The organism is Massilia consociata (genome assembly GCF_042432755.1).
Classification (GTDB): domain Bacteria; phylum Pseudomonadota; class Gammaproteobacteria; order Burkholderiales; family Burkholderiaceae_D; genus Telluria; species Telluria consociata.
Genome location: NZ_JBHLWP010000011.1, coordinates 140,278 through 159,479, shown reverse-complemented (window position 1 = coordinate 159,479; position 19,202 = coordinate 140,278). Strand labels below are relative to the sequence as shown.

The following is a 19,202-nucleotide window of genomic DNA, read 5'->3' as shown; positions in this document are numbered from 1 at the left end:
ACGCGTTCAACCGCCCGCAGAACAAAGGATACGTATGCAAGCAACCAAACAATCCGCATTCGTCGCGTTGTTCGCGACCGCAGCTGTCCTGGCATCCGGCACCGTCCACGCCGCCGCCCTCGACCAGTTCAAGAGCTTCGTCGCCACCACCAAATCCGCCAAGGGCGAATTCACCCAGCAGCAGATCACGAAATCCAAGAGCGGCAAGGCCGCCCCGGTCTCGAGCGGCAGCTTCGTGTTCGCCCGCCCCGGCAAGTTCATCTGGACCTACCAGAAGCCGTACGAGCAACTGCTGCAGGCCGACGGCGAAACGCTGTACATCTACGACAAGGACCTGAACCAGGTCACCACCCGCAAGCTGGGCAACGCCCTGGGCTCCTCGCCGGCCGCGATCCTGTTCGGCAGCAACGACCTGGAGAAGAACTTCACGCTCTCCGAGGCGGGCGAGCGCGACGGCGCCGAATGGCTGACCGCGGTGCCGAAGACCAAGGACACGACCTTCGAGCAGATCGGCATCGGATTAAAGGGCGGGGTGCCGGTGGCGATGGAGCTGAAGGACCAGTTCGGCCAGGTCTCGGTGCTGAAGTTCTCCAACTTCCAGCGCAACCCGGCGCTGGGCGCCCAGCAGTTCAGGTTCGAGGTGCCGAAGGGCGCCGACGTCGTCAACCAGTAAGCCCCGATACTCGGAAAGCCCGGGTCCGGCGGCTGGCCCGGGGCTCAGTAGATCGTGGTGCGCAGGTCGATGTGCTTGGTGGGCGCGAGCGTGAGGAAAGTCGAATCCGTCGGCGCGGCCTGCAGGGTGACCCAGACCGTGTGCTCCTCGTAGAAGTAGGAGCGATTGGAGCCGAACAGCGAGGACCGGAAGCGCCCGTTCCAGTCGATCCGCACGGCGTCGCCGAGCCCGCCCTCGAACAGGGGCGAGGGCAGCCAGGCCGGCCACCTCGTGGTGAGCATGCCGTCCCAGGGGCGCAGCAGGGTCACGGCGAAGCCGTCGCCCACGCGCCGCACCCGCAGGTTGTCGGGCCGTAGCGGCGTGTCCTGGTCCCAGGCCGGGTCACGCAGCGTCCGGACCCGGTGCAGCGGCACGAAATCCTCGGATTCCAGCACCATTACTTCGTGACGGATCGTCCCGTCCCCGGTCAGCTGGGGAAGCGCATGCACGCGCGGCACCGCCAGCCGCGCCCCGGCGTCCGGGGCGGCGCGATGCCTTGGTCCAGCGGAACCAGACATCCTGGATCATCAGGACCGGCGCTGACTTGCTCATGCTGCGACTCCGTTATGGAAACACGGCATTATAAGCACCGTCCGGCCCCGTCAGGCTCCATGCAGCCCACTTCGGCGCAGCGCATCGGCTACACTAAGCACATGCACAACCATCAGTTCTTTACCTTGCTCCCCGCGCCACGCGCCACTGGAGATTGCCGTGGATGACCTGTTCAAGACCGAACCCGCGCCGCCGCTGGCCGAAGCACTGCGCCCGCGCACCATCGACGAAGTCATCGGCCAGAGCCACCTGCTCGGCCCCGGCAAGCCGCTCAACCTGGTGTTCAAATCCGGCAAGCCGCACTCGATGATCCTGTGGGGCCCGCCGGGCGTGGGCAAGACCACGCTGGCGCGCCTCACGGCGTATGCGTTCGACTGCGAGTTCATCGCCCTGTCGGCCGTGCTCTCGGGCGTGAAGGACATCCGTGCCGCGGTCGAGCAGGCCGAGCACTACCTGCAGCAGGGCAAGCACACCATCCTGTTCATCGACGAGATCCACCGCTTCAACAAGTCGCAGCAGGACGCCTTGCTGCCCTTCGTGGAATCGGGCCTGGTGACGCTGATCGGCGCCACCACCGAGAACCCCTCGTTCGAGGTGAATTCCGCGCTGCTGTCGCGCTCGCAGGTCTACGTACTGAAGGCGCTGCTTGATGACGAGATGCGCCAGCTATTGAAACGGGCCCAGGAGCGCGTGCTGCAGCACCTGAAGTTCGAGGACGTCGCGGTCGACACCCTGGTCGGTTACGCGGATGGCGACGCGCGCCGCTTCCTCAACTTGCTGGAGCAGACCAAGACCTCGGCCGATACCTCGGGCGTCACCACCATCACCGCGGAATTCGTCGAAAACGCGCTGACGCTCAACGCGCGCCGCTTCGACAAGGGCGGCGACAACTTCTACGACCAGATCTCGGCCCTGCACAAGTCGGTGCGCGGCTCGCACCCGGACGCGGCGCTGTACTGGCTGTGCCGCATGCTCGACGGCGGCGCCGACGCCAAGTACCTGTCGCGCCGCATCGTGCGCATGGCCTGGGAAGACATCGGCCTGGCCGACCCGCGCGCGCTGCAGATCGCGAACGACGCCGCCACCACCTACGAGCGCCTCGGTTCGCCCGAAGGCGAGCTGGCGCTGGGGCAGGCGGTGATCTACCTGGCCATCGCGGCCAAGAGCAATGCCGGCTACAACGCCTTCAATGCGGCCATGGCGCACGTGAAGAAGGACAAGTCGCGCGAGGTGCCGGTCCACCTGCGCAACGCGCCGACAAAACTGATGAAGGAACTCGGCTACGGCCACGAATACCGCTACGCGCACGACGAGCCGCACGCCTATGCGGCCGGCGAAACCTATTTGCCGGAAGGGATGCGCGAACCGGGCTGGTACCAGCCGGTGCCGCGCGGGGTGGAGTCGAAGATCGCCGAGAAGCTCGCTTTCCTGCGCAGCCTCGACGAGGATGCGAAGGGTGCTTAGTTACCCTTGGCCGCCCTTGGCGGCCTTGAGCATGAGGCCGGACAGTTCGTCGAAATAGGCCAGGGCGGCCGGGGTCAGGTCGACCTGCTTGCGGCGGCTGTCCTCGGTATCGGTCAGGACCAGCCAGCCCTTGCTGCGCATCGACTTGATGCGGGTGTGGATGGTCGCCGGCGCGCCCAGCTGTTCCTGGGCCATCAGGTCGCGCACGCTCAGGCGCTTTTCGCTCTGGCGCGCGCGGCCCACCACGGCCAGGATGCGCTCTTCGAGCGGGTCGAGCGGCGGCAGGGTGGGAAGGGCGCGCAGCGCATCCATCAGGTTCAGGAAACGCAGGTAGATGTCGGCAGGGCGCGTGGGTTTGCTCACGGCCGTCCTCCTCCCACGGCAACACACACGACAGCGCGCACGGCATCGTTCCCGGACATGGCCAGGAAGCGGCTGGGCAGGACGGAGTGTTGTTCGCGGTATAACATTAGCTGATATAATCTTGCGTTGAAGAAGCAAAGCTTATCCTACCTCGCGCCCCAAGTCATGTCCGATATGCAGATGAAGCTTGCCATGGGCGCGGGAACGGCCGTCCTGTTCCTCGCGGCCATCGGCCTGAACGAGCTGCTGTTCGCCTACATGGAGTTTGCTCCCGGCATCAGCTGGATCTACCTGCCCGCCGGCGTACGCCTGCTGTGCACGCTGCTGTTCGCGGAAGCCGGCGCGCTCGGCATCCTCGCCGCCTCCTGGCTCATCTCCTTTTTCTACTTCTTCCCCAACGACCCGCTCCGTGCCTTCGCCGGCGGCATCCTCGCCGCGCTCGCTCCCTACCTGGTGTACCGCGCCCTGATCGCTGGCGGGGTCAAGGCCTCGCTGGCGGGGCTGGGGCCGTGGCAGCTGCTCGGTTGCGCGCTGGCGTTCTCGGTGTCCAGTCCGGCGCTGCACCATCTCTGGTTCTTCCTGCAGGGGCAGCGCGAAGGCCTGCTCGAGGGCTTCATGGTCATGGCCAGCGGCGACCTGGCCGGCACGCTGATCGTGTTGTACACCGCCAAACTGCTGCTGTCCCTGCGCAGGCGCTAAGCCCTCGGGCGCTGTGCCGGACCCTGCTTCGCACAACATCGCCCAAGATCGCCCAACGCGCCGGTTTCGTGCGGCCAGTCCGCGCTTTGCGCATCCTGCCCCGTGTTTTGTGCGCTTCATCGCAAGCCGGTGGCGGCGCGCGGGGCCGGTCGGTAAAGTCCCAGCATACCGAATCGCTTCCGCGAATCTCTTCCGACCTGAAGGAGCACCAAATGAACATCCGCAAGAACTTCGAAGCCATCTTCCTGGCCGCTACCGCACTGGGCCTGGTGGCCAGCTATGCCACCGCCGCCGCGCGTCCGGTCCAGGTCGTGGAGCCTGCCGGAATCCTGGTCGATTCGACCGTGCACGTGGTCGTGGTCAAGGCGCCGCGGCTGAGCCCAGCCGAAAAAGCCGGCCTGAAGTAATGGCGGGGAGGGCAGGCGAGCGGCCCGGCGCGCTAAAGAAGCGGTCATTGCCGAATCTCGCAAAGGAATCTGGTTAATCGCGGCTGCCGGCTTGGTACAATTGTGTTTTCGACATACGCAAGCCCAACCCGACATGATTGACATTCAACTTCTCCGCAAAGACATCGACACCGTCGCCGCGCGCCTGGCGACCCGCAAGTTCCAGCTCGACGTGGCCGCCTTCAACGCCCTCGAAGCCGAACGCAAGGCGATCCAGACGCGCACCGAGGAACTGCAGGGCAAGCGCAACTCGCTGTCCAAGCAGATCGGCATGATGAAGGGCAAGGGCGAAGACACCACGGCCGTGATGGCGGAAGTGGCCGGCCTGGGCGACGAGCTGAAGGCCAACGAAGTGGCGCTCGCCAAGGTGCAGGAGAACATGGCGCGCTTCATCGAAGCGGTGCCGAACCTGCCGCACGAAAGCACGCCGCAAGGCCTCGATGAATCGGGCAACGTCGAGGTGCGCAAGGTCGGCGCCCCGCGCAGCTTCGATTTCGAAGTGAAGGACCACGTCGACATCGGCGAAAAGCTGGGCCTGGACTTCGACACCGCGACCAAGCTGACCGGCTCGCGCTTCTCGATGATGAAGGGCGGCATGGCTCGCCTGCACCGCGCGCTGGCGCAGTACATGCTCGACACCCACACCGGCCAGCACGGCTATACCGAGTGCTACACCCCGTACATGGTCAACGCCGATTCGCTGCGCGGTACCGGCCAGTTGCCGAAGTTCGAAGCCGACCTGTTCTCGGTGAAGAAAGGCGGCGCGGAGGGCGAGGGCGAGAACTTCTACCTGATCCCGACCTCGGAAGTCTCGCTGACCAACGTGGTGCGCGACGAGATCGTGGCGCTGGACCAGCTGCCGATCAGGATGACCGCCCACACCCCGTGCTTCCGCTCGGAAGCCGGCAGCTACGGCCGCGATACCCGCGGCATGATCCGCCAGCACCAGTTCGACAAGGTCGAGCTGGTACAGGTGGTGCACCCGGAAGCTTCGTACGCGGCGCTGGAAGAGATGGTCGGCCAGGCCGAGTTCATCCTGACCTCGCTGGGCCTGCCGTACCGCGTGATGCAGCTGTGCACCGGCGACATGGGCTTTTCAAGCGCCAAGACCTACGACCTCGAAGTGTGGCTGCCGGCACAGAACACCTACCGCGAGATCTCCTCGCTGTCGAACTGCGAAGCCTTCCAGGCGCGCCGCATGCAGGCCCGTTTCCGCAACGCGGCCGGCAAGCCGGAACTGCTGCACACCCTGAACGGCTCCGGCCTGGCGGTGGGCCGTACCCTGGTGGCGGTGCTGGAAAACTACCAGCAGGCCGACGGCAGCGTGATCATCCCGGAAGTGCTGCGCCCGTACATGGGCGGGCTGGAGCGCCTGGCGCCGACGGCCTGATTTTCGCGGGAGCAGATTTTTGCGCACAGGCTGAATTTGCTCTTCCGTTTTCGCAGGAGCATCGCTATAATGCGTGTCTCTTGCAGCGACCGCAACACCGATTTAGGAGAGGTGGCAGAGTGGTCGAATGTACCTGACTCGAAATCAGGCGTACGGGTGACCGTACCGTGGGTTCGAATCCCACCCTCTCCGCCAGTAAATGAAAAAGGCTCCCACCGGGAGCCTTTTTCATTTGCGGGCGGAGAGGAGCAAGGTCCTGAGGACCTTGCGTGTGGGATTCGAAGCCTCGCGCATGCTTGCGCGAGGGCGGCCCGCGGCACGTGGGCGAATCCCACCGCGAACAGGGCCCCTCAACGGGGCCCTGTTCGCTTTGACGTTTGCATCCACCGTCTCCCCTGCGGGCTCTGCGTGTGGGATTCGAAGCCTCGCGCATGCTTGCGCGAGGGCGGCCCGCGGCACGTGGGCGAATCCCACCGCGAACAGGGCCCCTCAACGGAGCCCTGTTCGCTTTCACGTCGCTTGCCCACCGCCTTCCGCATTTTGCTCCCGGAACACATTTAATCTTCCCGAAACGCCAAACACCCGCTATAATGCGGCCTCGCTTACGCGACCACGCAGCACCGATTCAGGAGAGGTGGCAGAGTGGTCGAATGTACCTGACTCGAAATCAGGCGTACGGGTGACCGTACCGTGGGTTCGAATCCCACCCTCTCCGCCAGTAGTAACAAGAAAGGCTCCCAGCGGGAGCCTTTCTTGTTTTCGGACAGAGACAAACAAGGTCCATGACAGGCACCCCCGCATAGGACCTCGCGCGTGGAACCGGGCTCGCCCATGCTAGTATGCAACCCCCGCAGCAACCAATCTCTCCCGTGAAACACCGCCTATTCCTCTTTGACCTGGACGACACGCTGCTCGATTTCAAGGCGTCCGAGAAACTGTCTTTTGCGAGGACGATAGGAGCACTCGGCCTGCGCGACGGCATCGATTCCCTGTTCCTGCAATACCAGGCGATCAACGTCGCGCTGTGGCGCGGCTTCGAGGCCGGGACCGTCTCCAAGGAATTCCTCAAGGTCGAACGCTTCCGCAAGACTTTCCATGAGAACGGCCTGGACCTGGACCCGCAAGCGGCCAGCGTCCTTTACCTCGAGTCCCTGGCCGACGCGGTCGTGCTGGTCGAGGGCGCCGCGGCCCTGTGCGAGACCCTCGCAGGCATCGGCGAACTGGGCATCATCACCAACGGCGTCGACCAGATCCAGCGCCGCCGCATCGCCAGTTCCGGGCTCGGCCCCTGCATCTCCTTCATCGCGACTTCCGAAGCCTGCGGCTTCGCCAAGCCCGACAGCCGCTTCTTCGCCTACAGCGCCGCGATGGCCAAGGCCTGCGCGAAGGAGGAGGTCGTCATCGTCGGCGACCGGCTCGATGCCGACATCCTCGGCGCCAACAGGTTCGGCATCGACAGCTGCTGGTTCAACCCCGGCCAGGCCGTCAACGACTCGGCGGCGATTCCCAGCTGCGAAGTGGCCAGGCTGCGCGACGTGGTGCCCTCGCTGGCAGGGCTGGCGCTCGCCGCACCGGCACAGGGATAAAATAGGCCGACGGCGCGCGCCGCGCGCCGGCCAGGCCACGACAGGGAGGACATGATGGCCAGGGCATCGAAAGGGGGATTTGCGTCGGACGACGCCGGCAAGCTGGTCCTGCGGCTGGCGCTCGGCATCCTGATCCTGTTGCACGGCGTGTCCAAGCTGTTCGGCGGCGTGAGCGGCATCGCCGGCATGCTGGGGCGGCACGGCCTGCCGGCGGAGCTGGCCTATCTTGTGTATGTCGGCGAAATCGTGGCGCCGCTGCTGATCCTGGTCGGGGTGATGACCCGGCTGGCGGCCTGGGTGGTCGCCATCAACATGGTGGTCGCCATCCTGCTGGCGCACACCCGCGAACTGTTCTCGCTGTCGCCGACGGGCGGCTGGGCGCTCGAACTGCAGGGGATGTTCCTGGCCACCAGCGTGGCGGTGGCGCTGCTGGGCGCCGGACGCTACAGCATGGGCGGCGCCGGCGGGCGCTTCAACTGAGGGCAACGACAGGGCAGGGCAGCCCCAGGGCACCGGTTGAGCTTCTAACGATAATGCATTATCATTATCGACTGATTTCATTGCGCCGTGCAAAGGTCCCCCTCCATGAAACGAAGCTCCCTGTCGATGCTGCTGGCATCCGTTCTACCTTTGTCCGCTACCTGCGCCCACGCCGCCGACCCGGTGATGGTCATTGGTGAGGTCCGCATCAATGCCCAGCGCGATGCAGGCGTCTTGTCGTCCACCAGCATCCTGAGCTCGGTCGACATCCTGGGCGCCGACAAGGTCGAGGACAAGAACGTCGCCAACAGCTGGGAGCTCATCGGCCAGCTGCCGGGCATCCAGCTGACCGAGACCCGCATGGGCGCCGAATCCGGCAAGGCGACCTTCCGCGCCTTCAACGGCGAAGGCTATATCAATGGCATCAAGGTCCTGATCGACGGGATTCCCAGCAACGTCAACAGCGGCAACCAGCGCTTCATCGACATGGTCTTCCCGCTGGACGTCGATTACATCGAAGTCGTGCGCGGCACCAACGATCCGCGCTACGGGCTGCACAATATTGGCGGCAACATCAACTTCGGCACCCGCCAGGGTGGCAACTACACGGACGGGCGCTTTACCGTCGGCAGCTTCGCCACCCGGGAACTCCAGCTCGCCGTGGGCCGCGAGGCCGGCGGCGTCGCGCAGAACTACTTCTTCGCCAAGCAGGATTCGGCAGGCTACCGCGACCACAGCGATTCCGACAAATACTCGGCCGGTGCCAAGTGGTTCGTGAGCTCGGCCGACAAGGCGCTCAAGGCCGGGCTGGTGCTGCGCACCTACCGCCACAAGGCCGAGGAGCCGGGCTTCCTGACCGCAGGGGAGATGGCTGCCGACCGCCGCCAGTCGCCGGCGAAGAATGCCAATGACGTGAGCGAACGCGACATGCGGCACGCCAGCGTGCACCTGGACTGGCAGCTCACGCCGGACGCATACCTCAGCAACAGGTTTTACTTCAACAGCTACGACGACGACCGCCGCGTGACCTTCACCAGCAACCCGGCAGGCACCGCGCCGCGCCAGCGCCGCATCTGGAACGAGGAGCAGCTCGGCTTCATGAGCACGCTAACCTGGCGCGCCGGCGACCGGGTGACGATCGAAGGCGGCGCCAACACCGAGCGCCAGGACAACCGCTACCGCCGCCATCGTTACCGCTTCGCCGTCCCGAGCGACTTCGGTACGCCGGCTGCGACCCAGAACGACGACCGCTACAGCCTGGACAATGTCGGCGCCTACGTGCAGGCGGTCTTCAAGCCGTTCGATGCGCTCAAGATCATCCCGGGCTATCGCATCGACCGCTTCTCCGGCGAGCACGTGGCGAACGCGAACGGCGTGCCGGCGGGGCTGCAGGACTACGGCTGGATCAGGCAGCCCAAGCTGAGCATGGTCTACAGCCCCAGGCAGGACCTGAGCCTGTATGCCAACTGGGGGCGCACGTTCCAGATCCTGACCGGATCGGGCGCGCCGGCCTACCTGGTGCCCGGCCAGGCCGCCTTTGCGCCGTCGATCAACACCGGCAAGGAGCTCGGCATCAAGTTCAAGCCCGTGCCCGGGGCCAGCATGCGCCTGGCCGCCTGGCAGCAGGACGCGACCGGGGAAGTGGCCAACATGCCAGCCACCGGCACGGCGGTCGGCCTGGGCCAGACGCGCAGGAAAGGTGCCGACTTCCAGCTCTCGGGGCGGGCGACGGAAAAACTCGACCTGTCCTTCTCGCACTCGCTGCAAAAGGCGGAAGTGGTCAGCGCCTTCACGGCCGACGGGGTATCCCTGGCGGGCAAGGAAGTGTTCTCCACGCCGCGCTACATCACCAATGTCAGCGCCGACTATCACGCCTCCGACGCCTGGCGCTTCGGGCTGCAGGGACGCGCGCAGGGCAGCTATTTCATCGACAGTCCGAATGCCGCGGGCAAGTTCGGCGGATTCGTCCTGTTCGACGCCAGCCTGCGCCACCGGCTCTCGCAGCGCACCAGTGTCGATGTCCAGCTCAGGAACCTGGCCGGCCGCCGATACGACTACGCCTGGTACGACAACTTCTTCTGGCCGGCGGGCGATGCCCAACCGATGTTCTCGGCGGGGGCGGGGCGAGCCGTCTACCTCTCGCTCAACGTGAAGCTGTAATCGAATAGAGAAACCGGCAAGAAAGCACCCATGCATCAAACAGTGAACCAGACCGCGCTAGCGCTGCCGCAGCGCCGGATCCTCGGCATCGACGCGCTGCGCGGCCTGGTGATGGTGTTCATGCTCGCCGACCATGTGCGCGAGACCTTCCTGCTGCACCTGCAGGTGTCCGACCCGATGGACGTGGCGGCGACGTCCGGCCCGCTGTTCGTCTCGCGCCTGATCGCGCACCTGTGCGCGCCGGTGTTCGTCTTCCTCACCGGCCTGTCCGCCTTCCTGTACGGCGCCCGCCAGCCGGACCCGGTGGCGGCCGCAGCCGGCTTCCTGTTCAAGCGCGGCCTGTTCCTGGTCGTGCTGGAACTCACCGTCATCAACTTCGCCTGGACCGGGACCTTTCCGCCGCAGGTGATCTACCTGCAGGTGATCTGGGCCATCGGCCTGTCGATGATGGCATTGGCGGCGCTGGTGCGCCTGCCGCGCGTGGCCCTGGTCGCACTGGGATTGTCGATCGTCGCCGGGCACAACCTGCTCGACCCGGTCGGATTCGCAGCCGGCCATCCCCTGCATGCCGTGTGGGCCGTGCTGCACGAGCGCGGCTGGCTGGAGGTCGGGAACACGCTGCGCCTGCGCACTTCCTACCCGGTCCTGCCCTGGATCGGGATCATCTGCCTCGGCTATGCCTGCGGCCCGTGGTTCGGCGCCGCTACGCCGCCGCAAGCGCGCCGGCGCAAGCTGCTGGGATGGGCGGCGGCGCTGCTGGCCGGCTTCGTGCTGCTGCGCTGGGCGAACGTCTACGGCGACCGCCCGTGGGTCGCCGCCGCATCGGCATCCGAGACCGCGATGAGCTTCTTCAACGTGACGAAGTACCCGCCCTCGCTGCTGTTCGCGGCGCTGACGCTGGGGCTGGGCCTGCTGCTTCTGGTGGCCCTGGAGCGCCGCCAGGGCGCGCTCGTGCACAAGCTGGCGGTGCTCGGTTCGGCGCCGATGTTCTTCTACATCCTGCACCTGTATGCGCTGAAACTGCTCCTGCTCGCTGCCAATGCCGTGCATGGCGAGGGCGTGCGCTTCGACGCCGTCTGGCCGGTCTGGGCGCTCACGCTGGCCCTGGCCGTGGCCCTGTTCCCGGCGGTGCGGGCCTTTGCGGCGCTCAAGGCAAGGCGCCGCGATATCGCCTGGCTGAAGTACCTGTAGCGCCGCAACCGTCCCGCACCTGGAAGCGCTTCTCAACCATACCCTGCGGGTATGAACTGGATACCAATTCAGTGTTGGACGCGGCCGCCTGAGTTATCTACGCTGCAATGAAGGAAGCGCCTGCGATGGCGAATTCCACAAAACAGTAGCGGAGACGACATGCAGGCTGAAGGTCAACCACGTTCGGACGCTGGCAGTACGGCGCATCCCGGCACGCACGCCGCAGCCATCGCGGACCACGCGCCGCCACACACGGAGCCGGCAGCTGCGGCATCGCTGCTGCCCGCGATCGTGGCCGGTTTCCTTGCGGTCCTGGTGTCGTTCTCCGGCCCGCTCGCCATCTTCTACCAGGCCGCCGAGGCGGGGCAGGTTTCGGCCACCATGTTCGCCTCCTGGGTCTGGGGCATCTCGATCGGCGCCGGCGTGGCCGGCATCTACCTGAGTTGGCGCCTGAAGGCGCCGGTCATCACCGCGTGGTCGGCCCCGGGCACCGCGCTCCTGATCACCCTGTTTCCCGGCTTGTCCGTCAACGAAGCGGTAGGCGCCTACCTGGTCGCCGCGACCATCCTGCTGGCGATCGGCATGTCGGGCTGGATGGAGCGCGTCTCGGGCTGGGTGCCGCCCGGCGTGGCCAGCGGCATGATGGCGGGCATCCTGGTTCCGTTCGGGATGAACGCGTTCAAGGGTGTCGCGACGATGCCGCTGCTGGTGCTGGGCATGATCGGCGCCTATCTCGTGTTCAAGCGCAGCTCGCCGCGCTACTGCGTCGCGCTGCTGCTCGCCAGCGGGACGCTGATCGCCTGGCTGTCGGGCGCGACCCGCTTCACCGGACTGGACCTGCAGTTCGTGGTGCCGGTCTTCATCGAGCCCGCCTGGAGCTGGTCGGCGATCTTCAGCCTGGCGCTGCCGCTGGTGCTGGTCACGCTCACCGGCCAGTACCTGCCGGGCATGACGGTACTCAAGCAATCCGGCTACGATACGCCGGTGCGGCCCGTGATCGTCACCAGCAGCCTGGCCTCGCTCGCCGTCGCCTTCACCGGCGGGATCACCATCGCCATCGCGGCGATCACGGCCGCCATGTGCACCGGACGCGAGGCCCACGAAGACCCGCGCCGGCGCTATGTCGCGGGCCTGGCCAACGGCGCCTTCTACCTGCTCGCCGGCCTGTTCGGCGGCTCGATCGTGATGCTGTTCGCGGCGCTGCCGAAGGAACTCGTCGCGGCGCTGGCCGGCCTGGCGCTGCTCGGCCCCATCCTCGCCAACCTCGGCGCCATGCTGGCGGCCCAGGACCACCGCGAAGCTTCTCTGATCACCTTCGTCGCCACCGCGTCCGGCATGAGCTTCCTCGGGCTCGGCGCGGCGTTCTGGGGCGTCGTGATCGGGATCGCGGCGTGCCGGATATTGCACGGTCCGGCGGCGGGCAGGGCGGCAGACAAGCAGGCGAAGACCTGAACACACAAGACTGACAATCAAAGGAGACTCACAGCATGCGACACATCGACGTACACAAGATGGCCGACGCGGCCAGCTTCAACCGCTTCCACGCCGGCATCCTGGCCTGGTGCGCCATCATCATCATCTGCGACGGCTACGACCTGGCGGTGGCTGGCATTGCGCTGCCCTCGATCATGGCGGAGATGGGCGTGAGCGCCCAGGATGCCGGCTTCATGGTCAGCTCGGCGCTGTTCGGGATGATGTTCGGCGCCATCTTCCTCGGCACCATCGCCGACAAGATCGGCCGCAAGCTCGCCATCGTCATCTGCCTGGCGCTGTTCAGCGTCTTCACGGCGGCGGCAGGCCTGGCCACCGACCCGTACACCTTCAGTATCATGCGTTTCCTGGCGGGCCTGGGCATCGGCGGGGTGATGCCGAACGTCGTCGCGCAGATGACGGAATACTCGCCCAAGCGCATCCGCTCGACCATGGTCACCCTGATGTTCAGCGGCTATGCCGTCGGCGGCATGCTGGCGGCCCTGCTGGGCAAGGGGCTGATCGAAGCGCACGGCTGGCAATCGGTGTTCCTGGCTGCCGGCGTGCCGGTCGTCCTGATTCCCTTCATCCTGAAAAGCCTGCCGGAATCGATGCCTTTCCTGATCCGCCAGAACCGCCACGCGGAGTTGCAGAAGATCCTGTCCGGCATGGATCCGTCCTACCGCGCGCAAGCCGGCGACAGCTACACGCTGCCCGTGGCCGACCGCGCCGAGGGCGCGCCGATCGGCAAGCTGTTCCAGGATGGACGCAGCTTTTCCACGATCATGTTCTGGATCGCCTTCTTCATGTGCCTGTTCATGGTGTACGCGCTCAGCTCCTGGCTGGCGAAACTGATGGCCGGCGCCGGCTACAGCCTGGGCTCGGCCCTGACCTTCGTGCTGGTGCTGAACTTCGGCGCCGTCATCGGCGCGGTCGGCGGGGGCTGGCTGGCGGACCGCTTCAACATCAAGTACGTGCTGGTGGCAATGTATGCACTGGCGGCCGTATCGATCACGCTGCTGGGCTACAAAGTGCCCACGCCGGTGCTGTTCCTGCTGGTCGGCCTGGCCGGCGCCTCGACCATCGGCACCCAGATCGTCACCTATGCCTATGCCGGCCAGTACTACCCGATGGCGATCCGCTCGACCGGCATCGGCTGGGCCTCGGGCGTGGGCCGCAGCGGCGCCATCCTGGCGCCGATCGTGATCGGCACGCTGGTCGGCATGGCGCTGCCGCTGCAGCACAACTTCCTGGCCATCGCGATCCCGGCGGTGATTGCCGCCATCGCCGTCGCCTGTATCCGCCCGGGCCGCTCGGCTGCCGCATCGGCCTCCCCGCCGGCGCCCAACCCCAAGCTGGCAGAGGCCTCCAAGGCCTGAGCGCCCGCGCTCCGGGCCGAACCGGTCCGGGGCCGGCAAGCCGCAAGTGCCGAGCCGCCGCTTCCCGCGGGGAGCGGCGCCTGCGCGCACGGCGCATCGCTTCACCCATCCAGATCACAACAGGAGACAGTATGAAAGCAGTAAACAGCAAGCGGCTCGGCGCCTTGCTGGCGACGGCGCTGGCGTCCGGGCTGTGGAGCGCCGCGGCCGCGGCGCAGTCCCAGGTCACGCTGTACGGCATCGTCGATACGGCCGTGGCCCGCACCACCAACGCCGATGCCGCCGGGAACGCGGCGACCAGGGTGTCCTCGCTGACGGGCAGCGTGCCCTCGCGGATCGGTTTTCGCGGCAGCGAGGACCTGGGCGGCGGGCTGGCGGCCGTGTTCGCCCTCGAGGGCGGCTTCAATCCGGACAGCGGCACCTCCGGACAGGGGGGCAGGCTGTTCGGGCGCCAGGCCTGGGTCGGCCTGAAGGGCGGATGGGGAACGCTGCAGGTCGGCCGCATCCCGAACATGACCTTCCTGGCCGCCGCGAAGAGCGACGTGCTGGGGCCGAACCTGTTCTCGATCAGCAGCATCGACCCGTACCTGCCGAATGCGCGCAGCGACAACGCGGTCGGCTACCTGGGCAGTTTCCAGGGCGTGACCCTGGGCGCCACCTATAGCCTCGGGCGCGATGCGTCGTCGGCGGGCGGCCCGGCGGCCACCAATTGCGGCGGCGAAGTGGCGAACGATTCGAAGGCCTGCCGCCAGGTCACGGCCCTGCTGGGCTACGAGACCCGCTCGTTCGGCGTGAACGCCTCCTACGACAAGCTGCAGGGGAACGCCGGGGCGGCGGGCGGCTTGAGCAGCAGCGACCGCTTCGACCGCCGCGTCACCGTCAACGGCTGGACCATGCTGGGCAGCGCCAGGCTCGGCGCCGGTGTCATCGCTCGCAAGACCGATGCCGTTGCCGGGGTGACGGAATCGGACCTGTACTACCTCGGCGTGAGCCGGCCCTTGGCGGCGCGCGTGACGCTGGACGCGCAGATCGCGCGCCGCGACGTCAAGGATTCCGGCGACGACACCAACATGTTCGTCGCGCGCCTGACGTATGCGTTCTCGCCGCGCACCGCCGCCTACGCGGCGCTGGGCCGCATGGACAACCACGGCGCGGCCGCGGTGGCGCTCGACGTCGGCGGCACCGTGGCGCCGGGCAGGGCGCAGAACGGCGTGATGGCGGGCCTACGCCACACGTTCTGAGGCCTGCGCTAGTGCAGGCAGATGAACTCGTTGCCGACCCGGTGCCGCCAGGTCTGGATCAGTTTGCGGTAGGCTTCGCCGACAGGGCGCACGCGCCGCTCCAGGTCGCACAGGCCGTACTGGTTGACATTGCCGGCATCCAGGGTGAGCGCGCTGTCCCAGTCCACCTGGTCGACCAGGCTGTACCAGGTAAAGCCGATGATCGGCACGCCGTCGGTCTTCAGGCGCAACAGGTTCGACCATTGCTTCTCGAGCCAGGCGCGCGCGTCCTTCTCGCCGGTGCCGGCGTCGCGGTTGTTGGTCTCGGTGTGCATGACCGGGATCCGGTAGCGGTGGTAGTACTGCTGGGTGATCACGTAGTAGCCGAACAGCTCGCAGTCGCTGGTGCTGCCGTCCGGATGGATGACGTGCTCGTTGGTGGCGTAGTAGTCGTTGCCCATGATGCAGACGGGCTTGACGCTGCGGTTGAGGAAGAAGTGGTAGTCCTTGCGCGTCATGCCGTGGTCGAACAGGTATTCGTACATCCTGCCGCTCACGTCGTGGCCGTAGGTCAGGTCGAAGGCCAGGAAGCGCAGTTCGTTCATGTGCCGGGCGAGCTCCGCGGCCTCGGGGCCGCTGGGATGGAAGTACTCGGACGATTCGCTTTGCACGAACTTGGCGTCCGGCCGGACCATCATGATCGCTTCGGTCGCCAGGATGTTCGCCTTGGCCAGGTGCCGGATGGCGGTGACGAAGGCCCGGTCCGAGCGCAGGCGCTCGTTCCACAGGCCTTCGTGGGCCGAGAACTTGGCCGTGATGTAGATCTCGTTGATCGGGGTGTACAGGTCGACCCACGGATAGCGCCGCGCGAAGGCGTCGGCGTACTCCGTGAAGAAGGGCACGAATTCGGGGTTCTGGAAGTTGCCCAGCCAGTCGGGCACGCCGAAGTGGCACAGGTCGACGATCGGCCGGATGCCGCGCCGGCGGATTTCGGCGAATACCTCGTCGGTGAAGTCCCAGTCGTACTGGCCGGGGCCGCGATGCACCCGGTAGTAGGGCGGCCCGTAGCGCAGCGCCTCGATGCCGAGGTCGGTAACCAGGGCCAGGTCTTCCTTCCAGTGCCGGTAATGGCCGGTCTTTTCCATCTCGTCGACGCGCAAATCCTCGCCGTTGCGCCCGGCGATGACCGGATAACTGCCTTCGATCCCGGTCGCGAACAAGAAGCTTTGCATGGTGGGCTCCGATTGCTGCCGGTGGTTGCATCCTGCGCCGGCAAATCAATCATCCTGCCAAACATGGACCCATGCAAGCGCAAAGCGGGCGCTTTTGTAATCGTTTGTAATTCTTAGGCGCCGGCGCAACGCTTGCCGTTTTCGGGGCGTGCCGACGTCCGGTGGCGGGCATGCCAGGCCAGCAGTTGGGGCGCCGGCAAGGGCCGGCTGAAGTGGTATCCCTGCCCCAGGTGGCAGCCGCGTTCACGCAGGTAATGCAGGGCGCTCTCGTTCTCGATGCCTTCCGCCACCAGCTCGAGATCCAGGCTGCCGGCCAGGGCGATGACCGCGTCGATCACGGCGCGGCTGGCATGGTCGGTCTCGATGCCGCGCACGAAGCACTGGTCGATCTTGAGTTTATCCGGGGGCAAGGTGGACAAACTGCTGAGGCTGGAATATCCGGTGCCGAAATCGTCCAGCGCAATGCGCACCCCCAGCGCCTTGAGCGCGTGCAGGATGGCGACCGCTTCCGCCAGGTTCTCCATGATCGCGGTTTCGGTCAATTCGATGACCAGGCAGTGCGGGTCGATGCCGGACGAGACGACCAGGTCGCGGATCTGCGCCGCGAAATCGGCGCGCCTGAACTGGGCGGCCGAGACGTTCACCGAGACGGTCAGGCGGATGCCCTCGCGCTGCCAGGCCACCTGCTGGCGGCAGGCTTCGCGCGCCACCCATGCCCCGATCGGCGCGATCAGGCCGCAGGTTTCGGCAACCGGGATGAAGGCCGCGGGGCCGAGCGCCGGCTCGGCGCCGTCCGCCAGCCGTACCAGTGCTTCGATGCCTTCGACCGCCCCGGACGCCAGGTTGACGATGGGCTGGTAATGCAGCACCAAGCCGCCGCGGTCGAGCGCGCGCTGCAGGCGGCGCTCGACATGCAGGACGAACTGCGCCCGCGTGGTCATGTCGGGCGAATAGAAGGCGAACGCCCCGCGCCGGCCGTGCTTGACCTCCAGCATGGCCATGTCGGCGCCATGCACCAGCGCGCCCGCGCTGTCGCCGTGCTCGGGAAAGCGGCTGATGCCGACGCAGGCCGAGAGCACGACTTCGATGTTGCCGATCCTGACTGGTTGCGCCACCGCGTCGACGATGGCGGCTGCCGTCTCCTCGGCCGGCTGCTCCCGCTTGTCCGCATCCGGCAGGACGGCCAGGAATTCGTCGCCGCCGAAGCGCGCCAGCAGGTCGCCCGGCCGCATGCAGGCCTGCAGCCTGCGGCCGAGTTCCTTCAACACCCGGTCGCCGACTTCGTGTCCGTAGAGGTTGTTGACGGGCTTGAAGCGGTCCAGGTCGATGTAGAGCACGGCCCCGCCCGGGCCGCCGGCACGCGCCCCGGCCACCGCCCGGTCGATGTGGTCGAGCGCCAGCGCCCGGTTCGCCAGCCCGGTCAGGGCATCGTGCGACGCCGCCCAGCGTACCGCCTGCTCGGCCTGGCGGCGCTCCCCGATGTCGCGCACGGCGACGTGCATCAGCCACTCGCCCCGGTGCTCTAGCACGGTCGCGTTGATCTCGGCGGGGAACTCGGAGCCGTCCTTGCACCGGTAATCGCGTTCGAAGGAGGGGACCTCCTCGCGGCGGCAGTGTTCGAAGGCGGCGCGCAGGCCCTCCGGCGTGCTGGGCGGGTCGATCTGGAAGATCGACATCGACAGCAGTTCCGGCTTGATGTAGCCGAGGCGCCGGCATGCCATCCGGTTGGCGTACCGTATCCGTCCCTGTTCGTCGAGCAGCAGGAGGATTTCGTTGGAATGCTCGGTGAAGAATTCGAAACGCTGGAGTTCTTCCTGCTGCGCGCGCAGCGCCGCGTCGCGCTGCTCGAGCAGGCCGGCCGCGCGTTCGATGGCGGCGCCGACTTCGGCGGCCTCCTTGAGGTGCACCGGGGCGACCGCCCGCGGGCTGCCTGCGCCGAGCGCGATCGCCGGCCTGATCAGGGCATGGATGGACCGGCCGATCAGGCGACCGACGTAGCGCGCCAGGAACAAGCCGAGCCCGAACAGGACGCCGACCGTCGCGGTCAGGTAGGCCAGCTTGTCCCGCAGGGCGCCGGTGAGCTGCGCCCGGGGAACCCCGACGGTGGTCGTATAGCCGGTTTGCGGCGAGCGCACGAAGGCCGTGAGATTCGCCACCCGGTCCTGGGTAACGGTCTCGAGTGTTCCGCTATCGCTGCGCCTGACTGCGCCGCGCAGGTCGGCGGCGGCGGGCCGCCCGACGTAGGTCGCCGCGCCACGGCTGCGGCCGGCGATGGTGCCCTTGCGGTCGAGCAGGCTCACCAGCCACCCTTGCGGGATGTCCCTGTGAAGCAGTATTTTCGTCAGCTGGTCGGTGGGGACGACGATCGCCAGCACGTATTCGACCTTGCCGCGGCGGATCACCGGTGCATGGGCGCCGACCACGGGACGCCCCGATGTGGGATCGGTGACCACGTCGGAGATGATCGCGCCCGGCTGCCTGAAGACCTGCCAGGCCGCTTCGTTGCGCCCCTGGTCCGGCGTCCATGCGGGGGTGTGGCTGGGCATCCGGGCGAGGCGGTCGCCCTCGATCCGGTACAGCACCGCGTGGCTGCCCACGCCGGTGGCGGCGATGGCGCGCGCGGCGCGCCGGACAAACGCCACCGGATCGGCCCGCGGCGCGTCGTCGGCGCTTGCCAGGGTCTGGGCGAGCGCCCGGGCATGCATGAGATGCGTATCGATCGCGTCGCCGGCGGCGCGCGCGCTTTCGATGTTATGGTCGATCAGGCGCTGGCGTTCCTCCCGGTATTCGACCAGCACGAAGATGATGACGCCGATGATACCCGGCAGCAAGCAGGCAAGCACCAGGGCATGAAGCAG

At 66.9% G+C, this 19,202-nt stretch carries 16 protein-coding genes and 2 tRNA genes; 14 read left to right on the top strand and 4 right to left on the bottom strand.

Features of this window, described 5'->3' with window-relative positions:
• Nucleotides 1-34 precede the first annotated feature (34 nt).
• Nucleotides 35-673 carry an outer membrane lipoprotein chaperone LolA gene (gene lolA, locus ACFFJK_RS11805; RefSeq protein ID WP_379679346.1) on the top strand — a complete coding sequence of 213 codons (639 nt, stop codon included), beginning with the start codon at nt 35-37 and terminating at the stop codon, nt 671-673.
• 44 nt (nt 674-717) lie between these two features.
• On the opposite strand, the gene ACFFJK_RS11800 is transcribed toward lolA, so the two are convergent.
• Nucleotides 718-1,230, bottom strand: a complete 513-nt coding sequence (locus tag ACFFJK_RS11800) for a hypothetical protein (RefSeq protein ID WP_379679345.1) — start codon at nt 1,228-1,230, stop codon at nt 718-720.
• A 193-nt stretch (nt 1,231-1,423) separates the two neighbouring features.
• Between ACFFJK_RS11800 and ACFFJK_RS11795 the strand changes: the two genes are divergently transcribed.
• Nucleotides 1,424-2,728 carry a replication-associated recombination protein A gene (locus tag ACFFJK_RS11795; RefSeq protein ID WP_379679344.1) on the top strand — a complete coding sequence of 435 codons (1,305 nt, stop codon included), beginning with the start codon at nt 1,424-1,426 and terminating at the stop codon, nt 2,726-2,728.
• On the opposite strand, the gene ACFFJK_RS11790 is transcribed toward ACFFJK_RS11795, so the two are convergent.
• A complete protein-coding gene (locus tag ACFFJK_RS11790) occupies nt 2,729-3,040 on the bottom strand; it encodes a winged helix-turn-helix domain-containing protein (protein WP_379679666.1) in 312 nt (103 codons plus the stop codon). It abuts the gene before it with no gap.
• Between the two features lie 216 nt (nt 3,041-3,256).
• On the opposite strand from ACFFJK_RS11790, the gene ACFFJK_RS11785 reads away from it, so the two are divergent.
• The 12 genes from ACFFJK_RS11785 (at nt 3,257) to ACFFJK_RS11730 (ending at nt 15,133) form a co-directional block, all read left to right on the top strand.
• Nucleotides 3,257-3,790, top strand: a complete 534-nt coding sequence (locus ACFFJK_RS11785; protein WP_379679342.1) for a hypothetical protein — start codon at nt 3,257-3,259, stop codon at nt 3,788-3,790.
• 212 nt (nt 3,791-4,002) lie between these two features.
• Entirely contained in the window at nt 4,003-4,197 is a 195-nt protein-coding gene (locus tag ACFFJK_RS11780; RefSeq protein ID WP_379679341.1) for a hypothetical protein, read from the top strand.
• A gap of 133 nt (nt 4,198-4,330) precedes the next feature.
• Nucleotides 4,331-5,626 (top strand): serine--tRNA ligase, encoded by a 1,296-nt coding sequence (serS, locus tag ACFFJK_RS11775; protein WP_379679340.1) that lies wholly within the window; start codon nt 4,331-4,333, stop codon nt 5,624-5,626.
• A gap of 105 nt (nt 5,627-5,731) precedes the next feature.
• A tRNA-Ser gene (locus tag ACFFJK_RS11770) sits at nt 5,732-5,821 on the top strand.
• Nucleotides 5,822-6,254: 433 nt separating this feature from the next.
• Nucleotides 6,255-6,344, top strand: a tRNA-Ser gene (locus ACFFJK_RS11765).
• Nucleotides 6,345-6,495: 151 nt separating this feature from the next.
• On the top strand, nt 6,496-7,212 hold the full coding sequence (locus tag ACFFJK_RS11760) for a YjjG family noncanonical pyrimidine nucleotidase (RefSeq protein ID WP_379679338.1): 717 nt from the start codon (nt 6,496-6,498) through the stop codon (nt 7,210-7,212).
• Nucleotides 7,213-7,266: 54 nt separating this feature from the next.
• Complete coding sequence (locus ACFFJK_RS11755) at nt 7,267-7,692, top strand: DoxX family protein (protein ID WP_379679665.1); 426 nt, start codon at nt 7,267-7,269, stop codon at nt 7,690-7,692.
• A gap of 105 nt (nt 7,693-7,797) precedes the next feature.
• Nucleotides 7,798-9,852 (top strand): TonB-dependent receptor, encoded by a 2,055-nt coding sequence (locus ACFFJK_RS11750; protein WP_379679337.1) that lies wholly within the window; start codon nt 7,798-7,800, stop codon nt 9,850-9,852.
• 30 nt (nt 9,853-9,882) lie between these two features.
• Nucleotides 9,883-11,043 (top strand): acetyltransferase domain-containing protein, encoded by a 1,161-nt coding sequence (locus ACFFJK_RS11745; RefSeq protein WP_379679336.1) that lies wholly within the window; start codon nt 9,883-9,885, stop codon nt 11,041-11,043.
• A 159-nt stretch (nt 11,044-11,202) separates the two neighbouring features.
• The gene (locus tag ACFFJK_RS11740) at nt 11,203-12,495 is read left to right on the top strand and encodes a benzoate/H(+) symporter BenE family transporter (RefSeq protein WP_379679334.1); all 1,293 of its coding nucleotides are present in this window, start codon (nt 11,203-11,205) and stop codon (nt 12,493-12,495) included.
• A 35-nt stretch (nt 12,496-12,530) separates the two neighbouring features.
• On the top strand, nt 12,531-13,892 hold the full coding sequence (locus ACFFJK_RS11735) for an MFS transporter (RefSeq protein WP_379679333.1): 1,362 nt from the start codon (nt 12,531-12,533) through the stop codon (nt 13,890-13,892).
• Nucleotides 13,893-14,023: 131 nt separating this feature from the next.
• The gene (locus ACFFJK_RS11730) at nt 14,024-15,133 is read left to right on the top strand and encodes a porin (RefSeq protein WP_379679331.1); all 1,110 of its coding nucleotides are present in this window, start codon (nt 14,024-14,026) and stop codon (nt 15,131-15,133) included.
• An 8-nt stretch (nt 15,134-15,141) separates the two neighbouring features.
• Here the strand turns inward: ACFFJK_RS11730 and ACFFJK_RS11725 are convergent, their stop codons facing one another.
• Both ACFFJK_RS11725 and ACFFJK_RS11720 read right to left on the bottom strand, forming a co-directional pair.
• Nucleotides 15,142-16,344 carry a family 1 glycosylhydrolase gene (locus tag ACFFJK_RS11725; protein WP_379679330.1) on the bottom strand — a complete coding sequence of 401 codons (1,203 nt, stop codon included), beginning with the start codon at nt 16,342-16,344 and terminating at the stop codon, nt 15,142-15,144.
• A 113-nt stretch (nt 16,345-16,457) separates the two neighbouring features.
• Nucleotides 16,458-19,175 (bottom strand): bifunctional diguanylate cyclase/phosphodiesterase, encoded by a 2,718-nt coding sequence (locus ACFFJK_RS11720; RefSeq protein WP_379679329.1) that lies wholly within the window; start codon nt 19,173-19,175, stop codon nt 16,458-16,460.
• Nucleotides 19,176-19,202: the final 27 nt, after the last annotated feature.